This window comes from Salinicoccus sp. RF5 (assembly GCF_020786625.1).
Classification (GTDB): domain Bacteria; phylum Bacillota; class Bacilli; order Staphylococcales; family Salinicoccaceae; genus Salinicoccus.
The window spans coordinates 286,630-305,466 of record NZ_JAJGRC010000001.1 but is presented as its reverse complement, the minus strand read 5'-3'; the positions used below and the strand labels follow the sequence as shown (position 1 = coordinate 305,466).

The following is an 18,837-nucleotide window of genomic DNA, read 5'->3' as shown; positions in this document are numbered from 1 at the left end:
GAAATGTCCTAGTTATATTAATATATGTAAAAGAACGCGCGTTTGAGGGGGGAAATATGAATGTCGCAAAAAGTAACAAGACGCCAATTCCTAAACTATTCCTTGATGGGAGTAGGATCTTTCATGGCGGCTGGTGTTATATTGCCAATGGGAAGATTCGCATTGGATCCGCTCTTCCAGGAGGATGCAGCAGGTTCCATGATCACCACAAGTGTCTCAGCTGATGATATTACGGAAGAGCCTGTCAAAGTGGACTTTTCCTATGAACAGCAGGATGGCTGGTATGAAAGTGAAGTCACTGATTTCGTCTGGGTATACCGTGACGGGGAAGATATCATTGCCCTGTCCCCAATATGTAAACACCTCGGATGTACGGTGACCTGGGCAGGTGACGATGCGAATCCGAACCGTTTCTTCTGTCCATGCCACAATGGTCTTTATGAGAAAAATGGTCAGAACGTACCGGGTACACCTCCAAGAGGACCATTGGATCAGTATGAAGTCGGCGTGTCCGATGGTTACATCACAATTGGCGAAATGAAAGCCAATGAACTCGTAAATTAGTATAGGAGGGAAAAATGTGCTTAACAGAATCTATGATTGGATAGACGATCGCATTGATATCACTCCTATATGGAGGGATGTTGCCGACCATGAAGTACCAGAACATGTTAACCCCGCGTACCACTTCTCGGCGTTCGTCTATTGCTTCGGTGGGTTAACGTTTTTTATTACAGTTATACAGATCTTATCAGGAATGTTCCTGACAATGTATTACGTTCCTGACATCGTCAATGCATGGAATTCAGTCTATTACCTGCAGCATGACGTTGCGGCCGGACTGATCGTCAGAGGCATGCACCACTGGGGCGCCAGCCTGGTAGTAGTAATGATGTTCCTACATACTCTAAGGGTATTCTTTACAGGTTCATACAAAGCGCCACGCGAACTCAACTGGGTCGTCGGCGTATTGCTATTCCTGGTAATGCTTGCACTTGCATTTACAGGCTACCTGCTGCCTTGGGACATGAAGGCATTGTTTGCCACAAAAGTAGGTTTGGATATCGCAGAGAGTGTACCGTTTGTCGGTGAATGGATCAAGACGCTGCTTGCTGGTGATGAAACCATCATCGGTGCACAGACGCTGACACGTTTCTTTGCCATCCATGTATTCTTCCTGCCTGCTGCTCTATTCGTATTGATGGCGATCCACTTCATCATGATACGTAGACAAGGTATCTCAGGACCACTATAGGAATGACAAGGGAGGTAAAATGATATGAAACGTGGAAAAGGGTTGACATTCGTCGGCGATTCACGAATACAGAAGTATGACAAACCAAAACTTAACCGCGACTATTCGGAATTCCCGGGTCGTACTGAAGAGTTCTATCCAGACTTTCTTCTGAAGGAATGGGTGACTGGTGCAGTATTCCTCATCGGTTTCCTTTGTTTGACAGTAGCGCATCCAGCGCCACTCGAAAGGGTGGCAGATCCTACAGATACAGGATATATACCTCTCCCAGACTGGTATTTCCTATTCCTTTATCAAATTCTTAAATACACATATGCATCAGGACCATTCAACATCATCGGTGCCATGGTCATCCCAGGTCTCGGTGTCGGTGCGCTTCTCCTTGCCCCTTGGCTCGACAACAACAAGGAGCGCCGCTGGACGAAGCGTCCGGTAGCAGCTGCCATGATGCTCATCTCATTCGGCATCATCTTCTATACTACATGGGAGTCGGTTGCCTACCATGACTGGGAAACACAGAATCAGCAGGGTCAGATCGTGTTCTCCAATCTGGACACTGAAGATCCTGTCTTCCAGGATCTGATACGTTCGAACTGTACAAGCTGCCACGGCGGTGAGTTGACTGGCGGATCGGGACCAAACCTGATCGAACCTGACCTCAACGCTGAAACGGTTAACGCATTCGTAACGAATGGTGCAGGGGATATGCCTGCATTCGAAGATCAACTTACAGAAGAAGAAATCCAGCAGATTTCCGAGTTTGTTGCGAATCTCGAGCTGACATCGCGAGACGAGGCAGAGAATTCTTCGAACTGATGACGATATAGAATAAGAAAAAGCCCTAGCAATAGGGCTTTTTTTAATAGGAGTTCATCCCAATGTATAAAATTATCGACTTGATGTATAACAGGTGGTTCCTGATCCTGCTTCTCATATCCAATGCACTGGGAACCCTGTACGGCTACTGGTGGTACAGGGGACAGTTGTCCGATACCGAGTGGTATTTCATTCCATTCGTTCCCGACAGTCCGACAGCTACGCTTTTCCTGTCGGTGCTCATCATTTTTATACTGATCGGAAAGAAGTGGGGGCTGATCGATGCCCTTGCGTTCACAACACTGATCAAATATGGTGTGTGGGCGGTAGTCATGAACCTGCTCACCTTCATGGAGACGGGCTTTGTTTCATGGATCGGCCTGATGCTCATTGCTTCACACGGCATCATGGCCCTCCAGGCAATCCTGTTTCTGCCGCACCTTGAAATCAGGCCTGTACACCTCTATATCACAGCCATCTGGCTGTTCCATAATGACATCATAGATTACGTATATGGACAGTACCCGGTCTACGGCAACCTGTCCCAATATCAGGAGCACATCGGCTATTTCGCCTTCTGGCTGAGCGTATTCGTACTTGTGCTGCTCCATCAGCTTGTGCCAAGGCGTTCTGATTGACTATATAAGAAAAATTGAAGTAAAATAAAGTATGAAAAACTTTTGGAGGTTGGAATCCACGTGTATATAATTGTATATTTTGTGATTTTAATGGTTGTTCCAATGCTCGCGCAGATGAACGTAAAGTCCACGTTCAACAAGTACTCTAAGGTACGTTCAACGAGTGGTCTTACAGGGCGTGAGGTTGCAGAGGAAATCCTCAAGGAGAATGGCATCTATGATGTTTCCGTCGAAAGAGGACAGGGGTTCCTGAGCGACTATTACGATCCTAAGAATAAGAAACTCGTCCTTTCCCCGCATAACTATGATACACCGAGTGTGGCCGGAACGGCAGTTGCAGCCCATGAGGTCGGCCATGCGATCCAGCATGCGACAGGCTATGCATTCCTGAACTTCCGTTCTGCACTTTTCCCACTCGCACAATTGGGGAGCAACTTCTCGTACTTCCTGATCATTGCCGGTATGCTCATCACGTATGCACAGAGCAACGCAGGCGGGGGACTTGGAGAACTGCTACTGTGGGGCGGAATCGCACTCATGGCATTTGCAGTCCTGTTCCAGATCGTGACGCTGCCCGTCGAGTTCGATGCATCCAAGCGGGCGATGAACCAGATCGAATCATTGAACATCGTCAACGAAAAAGAGTACCGTCATGCCAAGAAGGTATTGAACGCAGCCGCAATGACCTATGTTGCAGCGACTGCAGTCGCCGTGGCGGAACTTGTCAGATTCATTCTGATTGCCAGGAGCGGCAACTAGAAGCAAAAAGGAGCCTGTGAAAGGGTTCCTTTTTTATTTGTCCGGAATTCTGTTAATATTATTATGATATGATACACACTGAGTGCCATCATATGATGAAGTGCCAAAATCGCCTTCACACCAGAGGGAACATTATCTATAATCAATACCAGCAACCTAAAGAACGGATGATAATATGAAAATCGCATTGATTGCACATGATGAAAAGAAAGATGACCTCCTCAGATTCATAGATAAGCACATGGATTTCTTCAGAAACCAGATACTATACGCTACAGGAACGACCGGTGGCAGAATCATCAAGCATACCGGCCTTGATGTACACAGATGCAAATCGGGACCGCTTGGCGGGGACCAGGAGATCGGCGCCATGGTGGCGAACAATACGATAGACTGCATCATCTTCTTCCGGGATCCGCTTACCGCCCAGCCCCATGAGCCGGATGTGAGTGCGCTGCTGCGCCTGTCAGACGTATATGACGTGCCTCTGGCGACGAATGAGGGTACGGCTGAGGCGGTACTCTATCATCTGAGCCATAAAGATAGGGGGTAGATCTGATGAAGATAGGCATAACCTGCTATCCGAGTGTCGGGGGCAGCGGCATCATCGCCACTGAACTCGGCATACAGATGGCAAGACGCGGACATGAGGTGCACTTCATCACTTCCAATGTCCCATTCCGTCTGGATGCCAACCATCCGAACATATATATCCATCAGACGGATATAAATGATTACAGCGTATTCCGTTATCCCCCCTATGACATCACACTGGCGAGCAAAATCTCTGAAGTGATCATCGAATATGATCTGGATGTCATCCATATGCACTATGCGGTACCCCATGCGGTTTGCGGCATCCTCGCACGACAGATGGCAAAGAGGGATGTCGGCATCGTCACCACCCTGCACGGGACGGATATCACGGTTCTCGGATATGATATGTCCCTGGTCAGCGCAATCCGGTTCGGCATCAATGGATCTGATATCGTCACCGCCGTATCGGAGAGCCTCAAGAATCAGACGCTCTCGCTGATAGAGCCCGAAAATGAAATAAAGACCGTGCATAATTTCGTGGACGAGTCGTATTTCAATATGGACGGCCGGGACCGGATCAAATCTGAAATGAAGGCCCGCTATGAAATTCCGCAAGACACGAAAGTACTGATGCACACTTCCAACTTCAGAAAGATAAAGCGGATCGATGATATCGTCAGGGCATTCGATGGTGTGCATGGGAAGATGGACAGTGTACTGGTGCTTGTAGGGGACGGCCCCGAAATGAACAGCGTGCGTCAGCTTGTAAAACACCTTGGACTGCAGGAATCCGTCATATTTGCAGGCCAGCAGACGGATGTCAGGAAGTTCTATATGATGAGCGACATCTTCCTGCTCATGAGCGAAAAGGAGAGTTTCGGCCTGGCCCTGCTTGAAGCGATGAATTGCGGCGCTGTTCCCGTCGGTACAGTCGCCGGTGGCATCAGCGAAGTCATCCAGCATGAAAAGACCGGCTATCTTGTGGATATTGGAGATTACACCGGCGCCGGGGAATATATCATCAAGATTCTTGAGGATGATGCGCTCTACAATGAGCTCCAGGCCCGCATGCTTGAAGATATCAGAAGCCGATTCCACTCGGATGTCATCGTCAGCCAATATGAATCCCTGTACAATCAGCTGATTGGAGAAAAGAACAATGCATGAACTCTTCCTGATAGGCAATAGGATACTCGGCACTTTGGAAACGTATGGATACAAGGGGTATTTCGTCGGGGGATGTGTGCGCGATCATCATATGCAGCGGGCAATAAACGATGTCGACATCACCACCGATGCACTGCCCGATGATATCGAACGCATATTCGAACGCACCGTCGATGTGGGCAAAGAGCATGGTACGATCATCGTGCTCATTGATGACATTCCATTCGAAGTGACGACATTCCGTACCGAATCGGGCTACAGCGACTTCCGGAGACCGGACCAGGTGTCATTCACAAACCAGCTCAACAGCGATCTGGAACGCAGGGATTTTACAATGAATGCCATGGCCATGGATGAAAACTTCGAGATCCTTGATCCCTACGGGGGCATGAAGGATATAGAGGAGCGGGTCATCCGTACCGTGGGCTGTCCGGAGGAGCGGTTCAACGAAGATGCATTGCGGATGCTGAGGGCTGCCCGGTTTGCTGCCCATCTCGAATTCCACGTCGCCCCCGAGACCGAAAATGCGATGGCTGCGCATGCGCAAAACCTTGAATTCGTTGCGGTGGAGCGGTGCGTCGTCGAACTCGATAAGCTGTACAGGGGTGCCGGCGTCAAAGCGGCCAAAGCCCTGATGGTGAAGACCCGCCTCAAGGCGCATCTAGCCTTCCTTGAAAATATCGGGGATGAGGATTTCCTTGATACGGATGTCCGGTCACTGGAAAATGAGATTGCACTCCAGATGTGGAGGAACCCCGGGCTCGAGCCCCATCTGCATGAACTGAAACTCTCCAATGACATGAAAAGGGAGATCAAGGACACCACCAGACTGATAGGAATGCTACACAAGCCGAGTACCATCAAGGAAGTCGCCTATGGGTATGACATGAAGATTTTGAAGAATGCCTCTGAAATCGTGGAGTTGAACGCCTTCACGGAATCGAAGGAGAAGAAGGACCTGCTCAAGTCCGCCATTGAACTGAAGCCGCAGCTGCCCATCTCAGGCATTTCAGACATCAAACTTGATGGCAATATGCTCATGCAACTCTTCAATGCGCGCGGTGGCAGATGGATCAGGAAGGTGTTTTCAGCAGTAGAGGAGAAGATCCTGGATGGCAGTCTGGAGAATGACACGAAGATTATAATGGAGTGGGTGGAGACACATGTCGAATATGAAGCAGGAGATATTGAAATTACTGAAGAATGACCGATTCATTTCCGGACAGGAGATGGCTGACAGGCTTGGCGTTTCAAGGACTGCAGTCTGGAAGAACATGAACGCGCTGAAGCGTGAAGGATACCGGATCGAGTCCGTCACAAGCAAAGGCTATCATCTGACCGGACACCCGCGCTACATAAGCCCCACAGCCCTGGAGATGCTCGTGGCACAGTCGGAGCTGTTCAGCCATGTGGAATACCTGCCCACCACCGGATCGACCCAGATCGAAGCAATGCAGAAGCTGGAACATCATGACGGCGCCTATATGGTGGTGGCCGAGGAGCAGACCAGCGGACGGGGGCGGTTCAACCGCGAATGGGCTTCACCAAAGAATAGGGGCCTCTACCTCTCGCTCGTACTCAGGCCCAATATACCAATATCGGAAATCATCCGGTTCAACCTGTTCATTTCGCTCGCCATCTCCAAATCGATCGATCAGGTCTTCCACATCGAAAGCGGCATAAAATGGCCGAACGACATCTATATAGACAAGAGGAAGGTGTCCGGCTTCCTGACTGAAGTCGTCAGCGAAAGCGGCGTCATAAATGCTATAATCTGTGGTATTGGGATCAACATATTCGGAGACGAGGACATAATGGACCTCCCAAACGCCACTTCCATCGAACGGGAGATGGATGTAAACGTTGATATGGATCTTGATGATTTCATGGGGAAGCTCATCCGGAACATCGAACACTATTATCATCGTTTCCTGAACGAGCCGTTCAGTGCAATCAGGGAAGAATGGAAGTCACGCGCCATCGTGTTCAATAAGGAATTGAGGATCACGGAAACCGGGGAGAGCTACATGGCGAAAGCCCTCGACATAGATGATGACGGGTTCCTTGAAGTGCTCGACCGGACGGGTGAAATCAGAAAAGTCATAAGTGCAGATATAGAACTATAGTGGGAACTGGTGATGAGATGCAGAATCAGAAGTTTGCGGTAGTGGATCTCGAAACTACCGGAAATAACAAGAATAAAGATAGTATCATCCAACTGAGCATTGTGGTCGTACAGAATTTGAAGATAATCGATCAGTACACCACCTTCCTGTCGGATGAAACCGAGTTGACACCTTTCATAAGAGAGCTGACGAACATCGATAGTTCCATGCTCGAAGATGCACCCAAATTCAGGGACATCGCCTCCCGGGTGGCCGGGCTGCTCGATGGCTGCATCTTTACGGCGCATAATGTCGAATTCGATTTCGGCTTCCTGCAGTCTGCCTTCAAATCATGCGGCATCGACTATCAGCCCAATCATCTGCTCGATACCGTGGAACTGTCGAAGATTTTCCTGCCCAGGCTTGAACGCTTCCAGCTCAATGAAATCGCCCAGGCACTCGGCCTGGAGCTGTCGAACGCCCACAGGGCCGATGAGGACGCCAGAGCCACAGCAGAACTCCTCATTCATCTGCTGCAGAAGATGATGACACTCGACGCAGAGACGCTGAAGCATCTCTATCACCTGTCGAAGCCATTGAAATACAATCTATCCGATGTCATCTTCTCCATAGTCGCAGAATCACGCACTGGCGATGCCGAAGGCCTCGAGCGCCATGGGGACTTCTACATCAGGCGGAAGAAGGGAGAGCGGCGCAAGATGGAGGCTGCTACTGTCGGAGAGCTGTACGATCGCTACATTGCACATTCCGGCAGACGGTACAGGACGGAACAGCTTCGTCTCGCCAACGAGATCTTCGAGGCGCTGGAGCAGAAGGAGAACCTTGCGCTCGAAGCATATACCGGTGTCGGCAAGACCATCGCCTTCCTCATCGCCGTCATCAGCTTCCATTCGCTGTATGGTCAGAAGGTGCTGATCTCGACATCAAAAAAGATACTGCAGCATCAGATCCTCATCGAGGACCTCGCGGCATTGGAGGCCGCCATCGGCATGCCGATCCCTGCCGTGGCACTGAAGGGCAGGGAGAACTATTTGAACCTGGATGCATTCAAGCTCCTGCTGTCTCTGGAGGACAACAATACAGAAATCATCCAGCTGAAGATGAAGCTTCTTGTATGGCTGCTTGAAACGGATACGGGGGACCTGTCGGAAATACACCTGAGGGGACCGGAGCGTGCATACTACAGGACCGCCTCCATACAGGCTGGGGAAGGGGCCGGACATTTCTTCTTCAACAGGGCGCTCACAGAAGCCGGGCATGCGACCTTCACCTTGACGAACCACTATTTCCTCATCGACTGCATCGACCACCTCCCGGATATCGATACGGTCATCGTGGATGAGGCCCATCAGCTCAAACGTTCGCTCGAGGAGCGGATGAAGACCACCTTCAGCTACCAGGCGATGAAGTTCTTCATCGGCCAGATCGGCACCCCGAGTCAGGAGCGCCTTCTGGCAAACTATATCAGCCATAATGATGCAACTTCCGTATACCTTCTCGAGGATATACTCAAGCATCTGAACCAGAACATAGATAAGATGTTCACTGCAATCGAGGCCAGAAACTCGAGCGACCTGCTGCACCACATCGAAACGGGCATCAGGCATACGTCGACCTTCCTTGGAGCAGTACGCGGCACACGGAACTATCAGGTCATATACAACCACATGCACCACTACCAGAAGATGCTCAATGCCCTCGGTGCGGCCATCAGGCAGGATAGATATGTCCTGGAAGGGAACAGGAACCTCCAGAAGATAAAAGTGCATGTCCAGCAGGAGGATATGGCATCACTACGGGAGCGGGCCGGACATATAAAAGCCACCATCATGCTGTCCGGCACACTCGAAGTGAACGGCGGGTTCAGCCACCTCGACTATTGGTATGGCGACAGGCCGTTCAAGTCGCTCATCGTGCAGAATGAAAATCTGTTCGGCGGGACGAAGATCTTCATTCCTGAAGACATCCCCGCCTATGACATCAATGATGATGACTTCACCGCTGCCATAGTGGAATACATCGCGGTCTACTTGAGTGAGACCGGCCAGAAGCTGATGGTGCTGTTTTCGAACTTCGAGCTTCTGGACAAGGTACATGAATATACGGCTGATGTCCCGACATTCGAGGATTTCGTCATATTGCGGCAGACCCGGATGTCGAGCAGCGAGAAGCTGCTCTCGCAGTTCAACCACCTGGACAGATGTGTACTGCTTGGGACATCAAGCTTCAATGAAGGCATCAATATGCAGGCATCGGGGACGAAATGTCTGATGCTCACCAAACTGCCATTCCCCGTCCCAAAGAAGTCGGATTTCAGGAACTTCTATAAGAATGATCTGCCGGAAGCTGTTTTCCAGTTCAGGCAGATTGCCGGGCGTGTACAGCGGCGGCCCGAGGACCGCGGACTGCTGCTCCTTTTCGACAAGCGCATCCTCGACAGGAAGTACAGGAATGCCTTCTTGAAGTACTTTCCTTCTGAAAATGTCATTCAGGGGGATGGAGAGTCTTTCAAAGGGCTGCTCCGTGATTTATAATGACTATATCAACTCTAAAGGAGAAGGAATATGGAACTCTCTCAACGAATCAAGAATATTACGCCCAGCCAGACACTGGCCATCACAGCCAAGTCCAGGGACCTCAAGGCCCAGGGGGTCGATGTCATCAGCCTCAGTGCCGGAGAACCGGACTTCAACACCCCTGATGAAATCATAGAAAAGACTTATGAAGCGCTCAAGGACGGCCAGACGAAGTATACTTCCGCCTCCGGCATCACCGAGCTGAAGGAAGCCATCATCGAAAAGATGAAGCGCGATAACGGCCTCGAGTACGAGCTGTCGGAGATTTTTGTAGGCACTGGTGCGAAACATGTGCTGTACAACCTTTTTCAGGCCACACTCGACCCGGGGGACGAGGTCCTCATCCCGACCCCGTACTGGGTGAGCTATACTGAACAGGTGAAGCTCGCTGAAGGTAATCCGGTCATCATGGAGACGGACGAGTCCACTTCATTCAAGATCACTCCCGAAATCATCGACCGCCATGTGACCGACAGGACACGCATGCTGCTGCTGAACTCCCCAAGCAATCCGAGCGGCATGGTATACACGGAGGAGGAGCTCCGCAGCCTCGCCGAATACCTTGAAAAGACGGACATCGTCGTAGTTGCGGACGAGATCTATGAGACACTCGTCTACGACCATCCGCACATCTCCATCGCCTCATTCAGCGACAAGATGAAAAGGAACACGCTCATCGTCAATGGCGTCAGCAAGTCGCATTCGATGACCGGATGGCGCATCGGCTACGTATGCGGGGACAGCGATGTAGTCAAGGGCATGACCGCACTGTCGAGCCACTCGACATCCAACCCGGCGACACCGTCGCAGTGGGCGGCGCTCGCTGCCTATAATATGGACCCATCCTATCTTGAGGAGTACAACCGCACCTTCAAGGAGAGAAGGGACAAGGCCTATGAGAAGCTGATGGAGATTCCATACATCGACTGCATCAAGCCGGAAGGCGCCTTCTACCTGTTCCCGAACTTCGCCGAGTGCGCCAGGAAGTGTGGGTTCGACGGTGTGGATGCATTCGTTGAAGCGGTCCTCGAGGAAGTCCACGTGGCGGCAGTCCCGGGCTCCGGCTTCGGTTCACCGGACAACATCCGGCTCAGCTATTCGCTCAGCATCGAAGATATGACAGAAGCATTGGACCGCATCAGAAAATTTGTAGAACAACATTCCAAAGGAGTTTAACATGAAGATTTCAATCAACCAGGCAGCAAAATATGAAGGCCAGCAGGTGACGATCGGCTGCTGGCTCCTGCAGAAGCGCGGCAGCGGTAAAATCCAGTTCCTGCAGCTCAGGGACGGCACCGGTTTCATGCAGGGCATCGTTGTGAAGGAAAATGATGCAGATCTTTTCGAAAAGGCAAAAGGTCTGACACAGGAGACATCCATGTATGTTTCAGGCACGATCAAAGCGGATGACCGTTCAGATTTCGGCTACGAGATGGAAGTCGACGGCATAGAGGTCATCCATGCCTCGGAAGGTTATCCAATCACACCGAAGGCCCATGGTCCTGAATTCCTCATGGACAACAGGCACCTGTGGCTGCGTTCGAAGAAGCAGCATGCAGTCATGAACATCCGCAACCAGATCATCAAGAGCACTCATGACTTCTTCTTCGAGAACGGCTATAAGAAGATCGATCCGCCGATACTCACAAGCAGTTCACCGGAAGGTACGACGGAACTTTTCCATACAAAATACTTCGATGAAGATGCCTACCTGTCACAGAGTGGCCAATTGTATGCAGAAGCGGCTGCGATGGCACACGGTAAGGTCTTCTCATTCGGTCCGACATTCCGTGCGGAGAAATCCAAGACGAGGAGGCACCTTATCGAGTTCTGGATGATAGAGCCTGAGATGGCGTTCTACAACCATGAGGACAGCCTCGAAGTACAGGAACAGTATGTCGAGTACCTCGTACAACAGGTGCTGGAGCACTGCAGAATCGACCTCGGCATATTGGACCGCGATACAAGCGTCCTTGAGAAGATCCGCGCACCGTTCCCGCGCATCACGTATACGGAAGCGGTGGAACTGCTGCAGGAGAAGGGCTTTGATGATATAGAGTGGGGCGAGGACTTCGGTGCACCGCATGAAACCGAAATCGCGAACCATTTCGATAAGCCCGTCTTCATCACGAACTATCCGAAGGAGATCAAATCCTTCTACATGGAGGAGAATCCGGAAGACCCGCGCACCGTCCTGTGTGCCGACCTGATCGCCCCTGAGGGCTACGGGGAGATCATCGGGGGCAGTGAAAGGATCCATGACTACGACACCCTCAAGCAGAAGATCGAGGAGAGCGGTCTGGATCTGGAGGCCTATGAATGGTATCTCGACCTGAGGAGATACGGCAGCGTGCCGCATTCCGGGTTCGGCCTCGGCCTCGAGCGTACAGTCGCCTGGCTGAGCGGCGTACAGCATGTCAGGGAGACGGCACCGTTCCCACGCCTGCTCAACAGACTATATCCATAGACGAAAATATCGCCGTCAGGCGATATTTTTATAAGGAGATACAGCATGTTTGAAGAATATATAAGATACATGAACATAGCCGTGAACAAAGTGCTGCTGGATTGCTATTCCGAGCTGGGCCTTGATGAATCGTCCTTTGTCGTCCTCATCAAACTGATGGACATCCATCAGCGGTCATCACAGCTGCCGGAGTTCTCACATCTGTCCAAGGGGACGACGATGTCGGAATCCCAGATAGCCGGGCTCATACAGGGCCTGATACAGAAGGAGCTGCTCGAAGTCGAGACGATCCGGGAAGAGGGCAAATACATAGAGCGGTTCAATCTCGAACCCCTCTATGGAAAGCTCTCCCGCCTGATGGAATCGACGGCGCCCGAAAAGGCGGACCCGTCTGAAATCAGATCCCTGTTCGAGTATGTCGAAGGCCTGTATGGCAGGGTCATCAGCCCGAATGAATTCGAAAGGATCAACAGCTGGCTTGAAGATTCCGGATACAGCCCGCAGACAATCCGGGATGCCGTCGATCTGGCCTACCAGAACCAGATCACTTCACTCCAATATGTCGAACGCATCCTGAACCAGATAGGCAGGGATGAACCGGCGGAAAAGGTGGACCGGATGCCTGTACGTTCATGGCTGGAAGGAGAAGATGTTTTTGATCAGTAAAAAGAAGACGGTAGAGATGATCGACAAGATAGATGTGATGTTCCCGGACGCGGAATGCGAGCTCGTACACCGCAACCCATTCGAACTGACCATTGCAGTCCTGCTTTCCGCACAATGCACCGACAATCTTGTGAACAGGGTGACCCGTGACCTCTTCAAGAAATACAGAACACCGGAGGACTATCTTGCTGTAGAACTTCCGGAACTTGAGAATGACATCCGCTCGATCGGCCTGTTCAGGAACAAGGCCAAAAACATCCAGAAGCTGTGCAGGGATGTCATCGACCGTTTCGATGGCGAAATACCTGACAACTACGAAGATCTCGTGAGTCTCGCAGGAGTGGGGCGGAAGACCGCCAATGTCGTGCTTTCCGTGGCTTTCGGCGTTCCGCGGATTGCTGTGGACACCCATGTCGAACGTGTGGCGAAAAGGCTCGGCATCGCACGCTACAAGGATTCCGTCCTTGAAGTCGAGAAGACGTTGATGCAGAAGGTGCCAGAAGCACGCTGGAGCAAGACCCATCATCAGCTGATCTTCTTCGGACGCTACCATTGCACAGCCAGAAATCCGAAATGTGAAACCTGCCTGCTGCTTGAAGACTGCCGGGAAGGGCAGAAGCGGATGAAGGCGAAGGCGCTCAAATGACAATTGGGGAGATGCACCAGAAGCTGCTTGAAGAGGCGAGGCACCCGGATCATGCACTCTACGATGCCTATCAGGGGGAAATCTTCTTCCAAATCAATGAAGTGCTCGATGAGATCCCGGAGGAGGCACATGAACATGTGCTTCCCTTCAACTTCAAGGAACGCAAGGACTACATCCGCTCCCGCCCCTACCAGTACCACAGCATCATCCAGCTGAAGGCACTCCATGATGAATTCACCAAGAAGCTGGCTTCTTATCGTATAAGGATGAACAGATAGAAAAATCCCATGAGAAAAAATTCTCATGGGATTTTTATTATGCGGCTTCATCCGTCTCTTCTTCATTCGGTTCCTCCGTTGGTTCCCCGGTTTCTTCAGAAGCCGGGTCCTCGGTCGTCTGCTCCTGTTCAGGTGCTTCGGTCTCTTCAGATGTTGGTTCCTCTTCTGTGGCCGGTTCCGACTCCTCCGTTTGCTGTTCCGTCACTTCTTCTGTCGGTTCTTCGGTTTCTTCTTCAGCCGGTTCCTCAACCTGTTCTTCAGTACGCTCTTCAGGTTGTGTTTCCGGCGTTTCCTGTTCAGTGGATGGTTCTGCTTCATCCGCCGCTTCAGGATCCTCGGTGATCACCTGGTTCGGTTCATCGATGTCTTCCTCCGGCTGCTGGCGCTGCTGGGTATTGCGCTGACGCTGTTCGTCTTCATAAGTCTGCATGTCCTCACTGCCTTTTACAGCAAGTTCATCGCCATTGACGTCGACCACACTGTCGGGACGCTCGAAGTCCTGGCCGTTATATGTGCTGATCGACTGCATGATGTCCCTGAAGAACCACTGTGGCGTGATATGCTCGTCCGCACCGACGAACGAAGTGTCTCCGCCTTCTTCGGTCGCTGTAAAGCCTGTCCACAGGCTCATCGTGTACTCCGGCGTATAGCCGACGATCCAGGCATCCTTCGCTGAGCTGGCCGGCAGATTGTTTTCTTCCCGGATATCGCTGCTGTAGGATGTCGTCCCCGTCTTCGCGGCAATGTTAAGGCCGTTCATCGGAATATAGTCGGCGCTGCCGTAAGGTTCAAAAGTCCCTTTCAGCATATCCGTCAGCATATAGGCGGTATAGTCTTCCATCGCCTGCTCGGACTCATGCTCGAATTCGACCGTTTCCCCCTCATCCGTCACCACGTAGCGGATGGACTGGGCTTCATTGTAGGTGCCGCCGTTGCCGAGCGAAGCGTAGGCTTCTGCCATCTGCAATGGTGTGAACCGGGAGTAGTCCCCGCCGCCGAGCACATCATTGAAGGTCAGTGGGAGGTCTTCCTCCTCTTCGGTGCTGTATTCGAGTCCCACGGCTTCCGCAAATTCCTCCGGTGCATTTTCTCCTGCTTCGTCCATCACCGTCTCGAAAGTCTTGACGGCAGGTATGTTGAGGCTCTGCCTCAGGGCGTCGCGCATGGTCACTTCACCATGATCCTGTTTGTCATAGTTATATATCGTATGATCAAAGCCTTCCGGCTGGTATTCCGCTTCATCCTCGATCGTCTGGTCGGTCCGCCATTCCATATTTTCGATGGCAGGGCCATAGGCCAGGAACGGCTTCATGGTGGATCCGACATTCTTTTTCACCAGTGCCTGGTTGTGCATGACCACTTCGCGGTAGTCACGGCCGCCTGAGATGGCGACGAGATTGCCTGTCTCGGTATCGAGGATCGACGAGGCAAGGTTGAAGTGCTCGCTCTTGAACTTCGGATTGTAGTAGTAGTCCCGGTCATTGACCATCGTCTGAAGCTCGGTCTGGATGCTGCTGTCCATGTTTGTATAGATGGACAGGCCGCTGGCCAGGGCTTCCCCGAGTTCCATGTCCTTGAACTTGTCGTTCTGCTGGAGCTCCCGCTTCACCACGTTGATGTAGGAGGCGTATTCCGGATCCTCAGGCTCATTCGAGGCACGCTCCTCTTCGGAACGCTGAACCAGGTTGGCGGTGATGTCGGTGTTGATGGCTTCATTGTACTCGGCTTCCGTAATGCGCTCATGATGGAGCATCAGGTTCAATACGGTATGTGCACGATTCGTCCCGGTCTCAGAATCAACATACAGATTGTATCTGTTCGGCAGCTGCGGCAGGCCGGCGAGATAGGCCGTTTCCGCCAGGTTCAACGCTTCAAGCTCCTTGCCGAAATAATAGAGGCTGGCCGTCCGGATACCGTATATGCCGTCGGAGTAGTAGATCTTGTTCATGTACATCTCAAGAATCTCATCCTTGGAATATTCCTGCTCGAGACGGTAGGCGAGGTAGGCTTCTTGCGCCTTCCTCTCGATCGTCTTCTCCTCGGTGAGGAACACCCGCTTGACGACCTGCTGGGTGATCGTGCTCGCACCCTGGCTGCCGAACCCGTCAGTGACATTGTTCAGCACTGCAGCGCCAAGCCTTACGAAGTCGATGGCCCCATGCTCGTAGAAGCGGTTGTCTTCCACGGCAAGGATCGCATCTGTGACCTTCTCAGGTGTTTCGTCTATATCCGTCAGCATCCGTTTCTGGCCGCCATACAGCGTGGTGACGAGTTCATCATCCTTGTCGTAGATCTTCGCCGGTATCGGATCCTTCAGCTTCTCCTCGCTGAATGCCGGGGATTTTGATGCGTAATACGCAAACAGGAATGAACCGACGATGAGGAGGATCAGACCAATGAGGACCGCCCACAGCAGTATCCGTTTGATGAGGGAGGCCCGGGACCGCCGGCCCCCTTTTTTGGATGTGCCGCTTCCAGTCTTCCTGCCCTTGGTTCTTTTATAGTTCTCTTCCATAGTATCCTATTCTCCATTCTCAAAATAAAATTCGTCGACTGCATCAAGGTAGCTGATCCGCGGGTTGATCCCCTGCTTCAGCAGCAGGCTCGCGTCTTTTATGTCCGTGTACCTGATGGACTTCCTGCCGCCATCAAGGAATGCTTCCCAGAAAGGCAGGAAATGCCCGATCGGCATCAGGTATGTTTCATCGTATAATGAGAACTTGATGATGATGAACACGATGCCTCCCTGCTCATGGCAGCGCCTCATATGGTCCACCTGGTGTTCATGTATGTTGATGAAGGGGAAGCGCTTGTCGTTGCGTGTCTCCTTTGCTTCAAAATCTATATACCGGCCCCTGTATATGCCGTTGTAGTCGCTCGTCGAAGGGACCTTGAAATAAGCTTCATCAATCTTCGCCTTTCTCCTTGAAGGGTAGTCCACATTGACGATCTGCACGGGCGTGGGTTTCTTGTGTATGACGGCGCGCCCCGTCTCCAGATAGTATGCATTCGTCTGGTCCAGGTCCTTTTCCAGAGTCATCCCCCTGGAGCCGTACTTCACTTTGCCGTCCGGTGTGCGGTTCCTGCTTATTGGAGCTTTCGGCCGGGGTTTGATGCCCTTGGGATATTTCATGTACATCGCCTTCCATTATTCTGTATGATGATAATATAACATTATACAACAGATCATTGGAATTAAACCATTGATAATTATAGGGAGTGTGGCAGTTTTGTCAAGAAAGGCATCTTTTGAAGACCTGCGGGCGCTGCTCGATGAAGTGGACCGCAGATATGATAGGGCGAGGGGCGGTTATGAATTTGATTTTGCATCCGAAATCGAACCGTTCCTTGAAGAGAACAAGGGGCTGGTGGACGCCATCAGCGGCATCGGCACCGACTTCAGGTTCAATCCGCCGACACGGGAGAAGGTCGTCGAGGAGTTCATGGAACTTCTGATGGCCTGCCACGCAGGGCGGTTCAGCCTGAAGCTGTACCGTGAGAAGTACAAGTTCATCAACATGTGGCTGGCTCATGCAGAGAGGGAGGGGCTGTTCCGATGAAGACGCTGATAGCGGGATACCGTCCATACGAGCTCGGCATCTTCAAGGACACGCAGCCGGAAGCCGAAGTGCTGAAGCAGTTCATGCGGGAGAAGGTGCGGGCGTATGCTGAAACGGGGACCGAGTGGTTCATCATCCAAGGGTATACGGGCATCGAATTCTATGCCGCAGAGGCCATCATGGACCTCCGGGAGGAGTACGGCTTCAAGCTCTGCGTGCTGAAGCCTTTCCATAAGTTCGACGACCGGTACAAGGAGGACGACCAGCTGAAGCTGAACCGGATACTGGAAGCCAGCGATTTCCACAACTTCGTCTTCAATCGTCCATACGAGTCACCGAAGATGTTCAGGATGATCAACCAGTTCCTGATCGAGCATTCCGACCAGGCCCTCATCGTATTCGATGAGGAGGTCGAGTCGAAAACACGTTTCATATACGAGCAAATGCTTGAATTCCAGGAGAATAATCCGTATAATATTGAAAGAATACAATTTGACGAAATCAATGCTTTCATAGATTCCGCTTATGAGAGGTGATACAATGAACGAATATACGCTGAAGCTTTCGGCAAAGGATATATTCGAAAAAGAGTTCGAGAAGTCTCTTAGAGGTTTCAAGCCCATTGAAGTAGATAGTTTCCTAGATGATGTCATCAGCGACTATCAAAAAATGGCCGACATGAACAGCAATCTCAAAAGACTCGAAGAAGAGAACGCACGACTGAAGAAGGAAGTTGAAGAACTCCGGATTCGTGTTGCGACGCATTCGAGGTCGGTGGACAACCAGGCGCAGACCCATCAGATAGACATCCTGAAACGGCTGAGCAATCTGGAGAAGAAAGTGTTTGGACAGTCCAAAGTCAATTAGTTCAAAACGGTATCTCGGATAATCGCTATGCATGCAAGTGCATAGAGGAAAGTCCATGCTCACACGATTCTGAGACGATCGTAGTGTTCGTGCCTGACGAAACAATAAGTCAGGGCAGCCTCCAAGGCTGACGGCTGCGAACCGGCCTAAGTGCGATGCATACGGCCCCAGTAGCTATAAAAGTGCCACAGTGACGTAGCTCCTGCAGAAATGCAGGAGGTGGAACGCGGTAAACCCCTCGAGTGAGCAATCCAAATTAGGTAGGAGCACTTTCCAATGGGAATTCAACCTGAGGAAAGATACTACACTGTAGTATAGACAGATGATTATCACCAATGTGCGAGTGTAACTAGTGCACGCCTCAGCACAGCGGTACAGAACATGGCTTACAGAGATACCGGACTAGATACGCTCTCCATTTGTAATGGAGAGCTTTTATTATATAATCAAACAAATAATACATATAAAAGAGAGGATTT

At 51.2% G+C, this 18,837-nt stretch carries 20 protein-coding genes and 1 other RNA gene; 19 read left to right on the top strand and 2 right to left on the bottom strand.

What is annotated here, in order from left to right; all coding sequences use genetic code 11:
- Positions 1-60: 60 nt before the first annotated feature.
- From LLU09_RS01665 to LLU09_RS01595, 15 genes are all read left to right on the top strand, one after another.
- Complete coding sequence (locus tag LLU09_RS01665; protein ID WP_228310208.1) at positions 61-564, top strand: QcrA and Rieske domain-containing protein; 504 nt, start codon at positions 61-63, stop codon at positions 562-564.
- Between the two features lie 16 nt (positions 565-580).
- Positions 581-1,255, top strand: a complete 675-nt coding sequence (gene qcrB, locus LLU09_RS01660; RefSeq protein WP_228310207.1) for a menaquinol-cytochrome c reductase cytochrome b subunit — start codon at positions 581-583, stop codon at positions 1,253-1,255.
- A gap of 24 nt (positions 1,256-1,279) precedes the next feature.
- The gene (locus LLU09_RS01655) at positions 1,280-2,071 is read left to right on the top strand and encodes a menaquinol-cytochrome c reductase cytochrome b/c subunit (RefSeq protein WP_228310206.1); all 792 of its coding nucleotides are present in this window, start codon (positions 1,280-1,282) and stop codon (positions 2,069-2,071) included.
- Between the two features lie 62 nt (positions 2,072-2,133).
- Positions 2,134-2,709, top strand: a complete 576-nt coding sequence (locus LLU09_RS01650) for a DUF1405 domain-containing protein (protein WP_228310205.1) — start codon at positions 2,134-2,136, stop codon at positions 2,707-2,709.
- A 60-nt stretch (positions 2,710-2,769) separates the two neighbouring features.
- A complete protein-coding gene (locus tag LLU09_RS01645) occupies positions 2,770-3,468 on the top strand; it encodes a zinc metallopeptidase (protein WP_228310204.1) in 699 nt (232 codons plus the stop codon).
- 175 nt (positions 3,469-3,643) lie between these two features.
- On the top strand, positions 3,644-4,021 hold the full coding sequence (mgsA, locus tag LLU09_RS01640) for a methylglyoxal synthase (protein WP_094905534.1): 378 nt from the start codon (positions 3,644-3,646) through the stop codon (positions 4,019-4,021).
- Positions 4,022-4,026: 5 nt separating this feature from the next.
- Complete coding sequence (gene bshA / locus LLU09_RS01635; protein WP_228310203.1) at positions 4,027-5,172, top strand: N-acetyl-alpha-D-glucosaminyl L-malate synthase BshA; 1,146 nt, start codon at positions 4,027-4,029, stop codon at positions 5,170-5,172.
- Positions 5,165-6,379, top strand: a complete 1,215-nt coding sequence (locus LLU09_RS01630; RefSeq protein ID WP_228310202.1) for a CCA tRNA nucleotidyltransferase — start codon at positions 5,165-5,167, stop codon at positions 6,377-6,379. The genes bshA and LLU09_RS01630 overlap by 8 nt, the downstream gene beginning before the upstream one ends.
- Positions 6,336-7,298 carry a biotin--[acetyl-CoA-carboxylase] ligase gene (locus LLU09_RS01625; protein ID WP_228310201.1) on the top strand — a complete coding sequence of 321 codons (963 nt, stop codon included), beginning with the start codon at positions 6,336-6,338 and terminating at the stop codon, positions 7,296-7,298. Before LLU09_RS01630 ends, LLU09_RS01625 begins: the two co-directional genes overlap by 44 nt.
- 17 nt (positions 7,299-7,315) lie before the next feature.
- A complete protein-coding gene (locus LLU09_RS01620; RefSeq protein WP_228310200.1) occupies positions 7,316-9,832 on the top strand; it encodes an exonuclease domain-containing protein in 2,517 nt (838 codons plus the stop codon).
- 30 nt (positions 9,833-9,862) lie between these two features.
- Positions 9,863-11,050, top strand: coding sequence for a pyridoxal phosphate-dependent aminotransferase (locus LLU09_RS01615; protein ID WP_228310199.1), 1,188 nt, complete (start codon positions 9,863-9,865; stop codon positions 11,048-11,050).
- A 1-nt stretch (position 11,051) separates the two neighbouring features.
- Positions 11,052-12,341, top strand: coding sequence for an asparagine--tRNA ligase (gene asnS / locus LLU09_RS01610; RefSeq protein ID WP_228310198.1), 1,290 nt, complete (start codon positions 11,052-11,054; stop codon positions 12,339-12,341).
- 45 nt (positions 12,342-12,386) lie between these two features.
- Complete coding sequence (locus LLU09_RS01605) at positions 12,387-13,007, top strand: DnaD domain-containing protein (protein ID WP_228310197.1); 621 nt, start codon at positions 12,387-12,389, stop codon at positions 13,005-13,007.
- A complete protein-coding gene (gene nth, locus LLU09_RS01600) occupies positions 12,997-13,653 on the top strand; it encodes an endonuclease III (RefSeq protein ID WP_094905526.1) in 657 nt (218 codons plus the stop codon). Before LLU09_RS01605 ends, nth begins: the two co-directional genes overlap by 11 nt.
- Positions 13,650-13,931: a YpoC family protein gene (locus LLU09_RS01595; RefSeq protein ID WP_124009981.1), complete on the top strand. Its 282-nt coding sequence runs from the start codon at positions 13,650-13,652 to the stop codon at positions 13,929-13,931. Before nth ends, LLU09_RS01595 begins: the two co-directional genes overlap by 4 nt.
- Positions 13,932-13,968: 37 nt before the next feature.
- On the opposite strand, the gene LLU09_RS01590 is transcribed toward LLU09_RS01595, so the two are convergent.
- Entirely contained in the window at positions 13,969-16,446 is a 2,478-nt protein-coding gene (locus LLU09_RS01590; RefSeq protein ID WP_228310196.1) for a transglycosylase domain-containing protein, read from the bottom strand.
- A gap of 6 nt (positions 16,447-16,452) precedes the next feature.
- Complete coding sequence (gene recU, locus LLU09_RS01585) at positions 16,453-17,064, bottom strand: Holliday junction resolvase RecU (RefSeq protein WP_228310194.1); 612 nt, start codon at positions 17,062-17,064, stop codon at positions 16,453-16,455.
- 97 nt (positions 17,065-17,161) lie between these two features.
- Here recU and LLU09_RS01580 point away from each other — a divergent pair, with 97 nt between their 5' ends.
- From LLU09_RS01580 to rnpB, 4 genes are all read left to right on the top strand, one after another.
- On the top strand, positions 17,162-17,491 hold the full coding sequence (locus LLU09_RS01580; RefSeq protein ID WP_228310193.1) for a hypothetical protein: 330 nt from the start codon (positions 17,162-17,164) through the stop codon (positions 17,489-17,491).
- The gene (locus LLU09_RS01575) at positions 17,488-18,027 is read left to right on the top strand and encodes an SLOG family protein (protein ID WP_228310192.1); all 540 of its coding nucleotides are present in this window, start codon (positions 17,488-17,490) and stop codon (positions 18,025-18,027) included. The genes LLU09_RS01580 and LLU09_RS01575 overlap by 4 nt, the downstream gene beginning before the upstream one ends.
- Positions 18,028-18,031: 4 nt before the next feature.
- A complete protein-coding gene (gene gpsB, locus LLU09_RS01570; RefSeq protein ID WP_228311102.1) occupies positions 18,032-18,358 on the top strand; it encodes a cell division regulator GpsB in 327 nt (108 codons plus the stop codon).
- Positions 18,359-18,368: 10 nt separating this feature from the next.
- An RNA gene (gene rnpB, locus LLU09_RS01565) (RNase P RNA component class B) lies at positions 18,369-18,752 on the top strand.
- Positions 18,753-18,837: the final 85 nt, after the last annotated feature.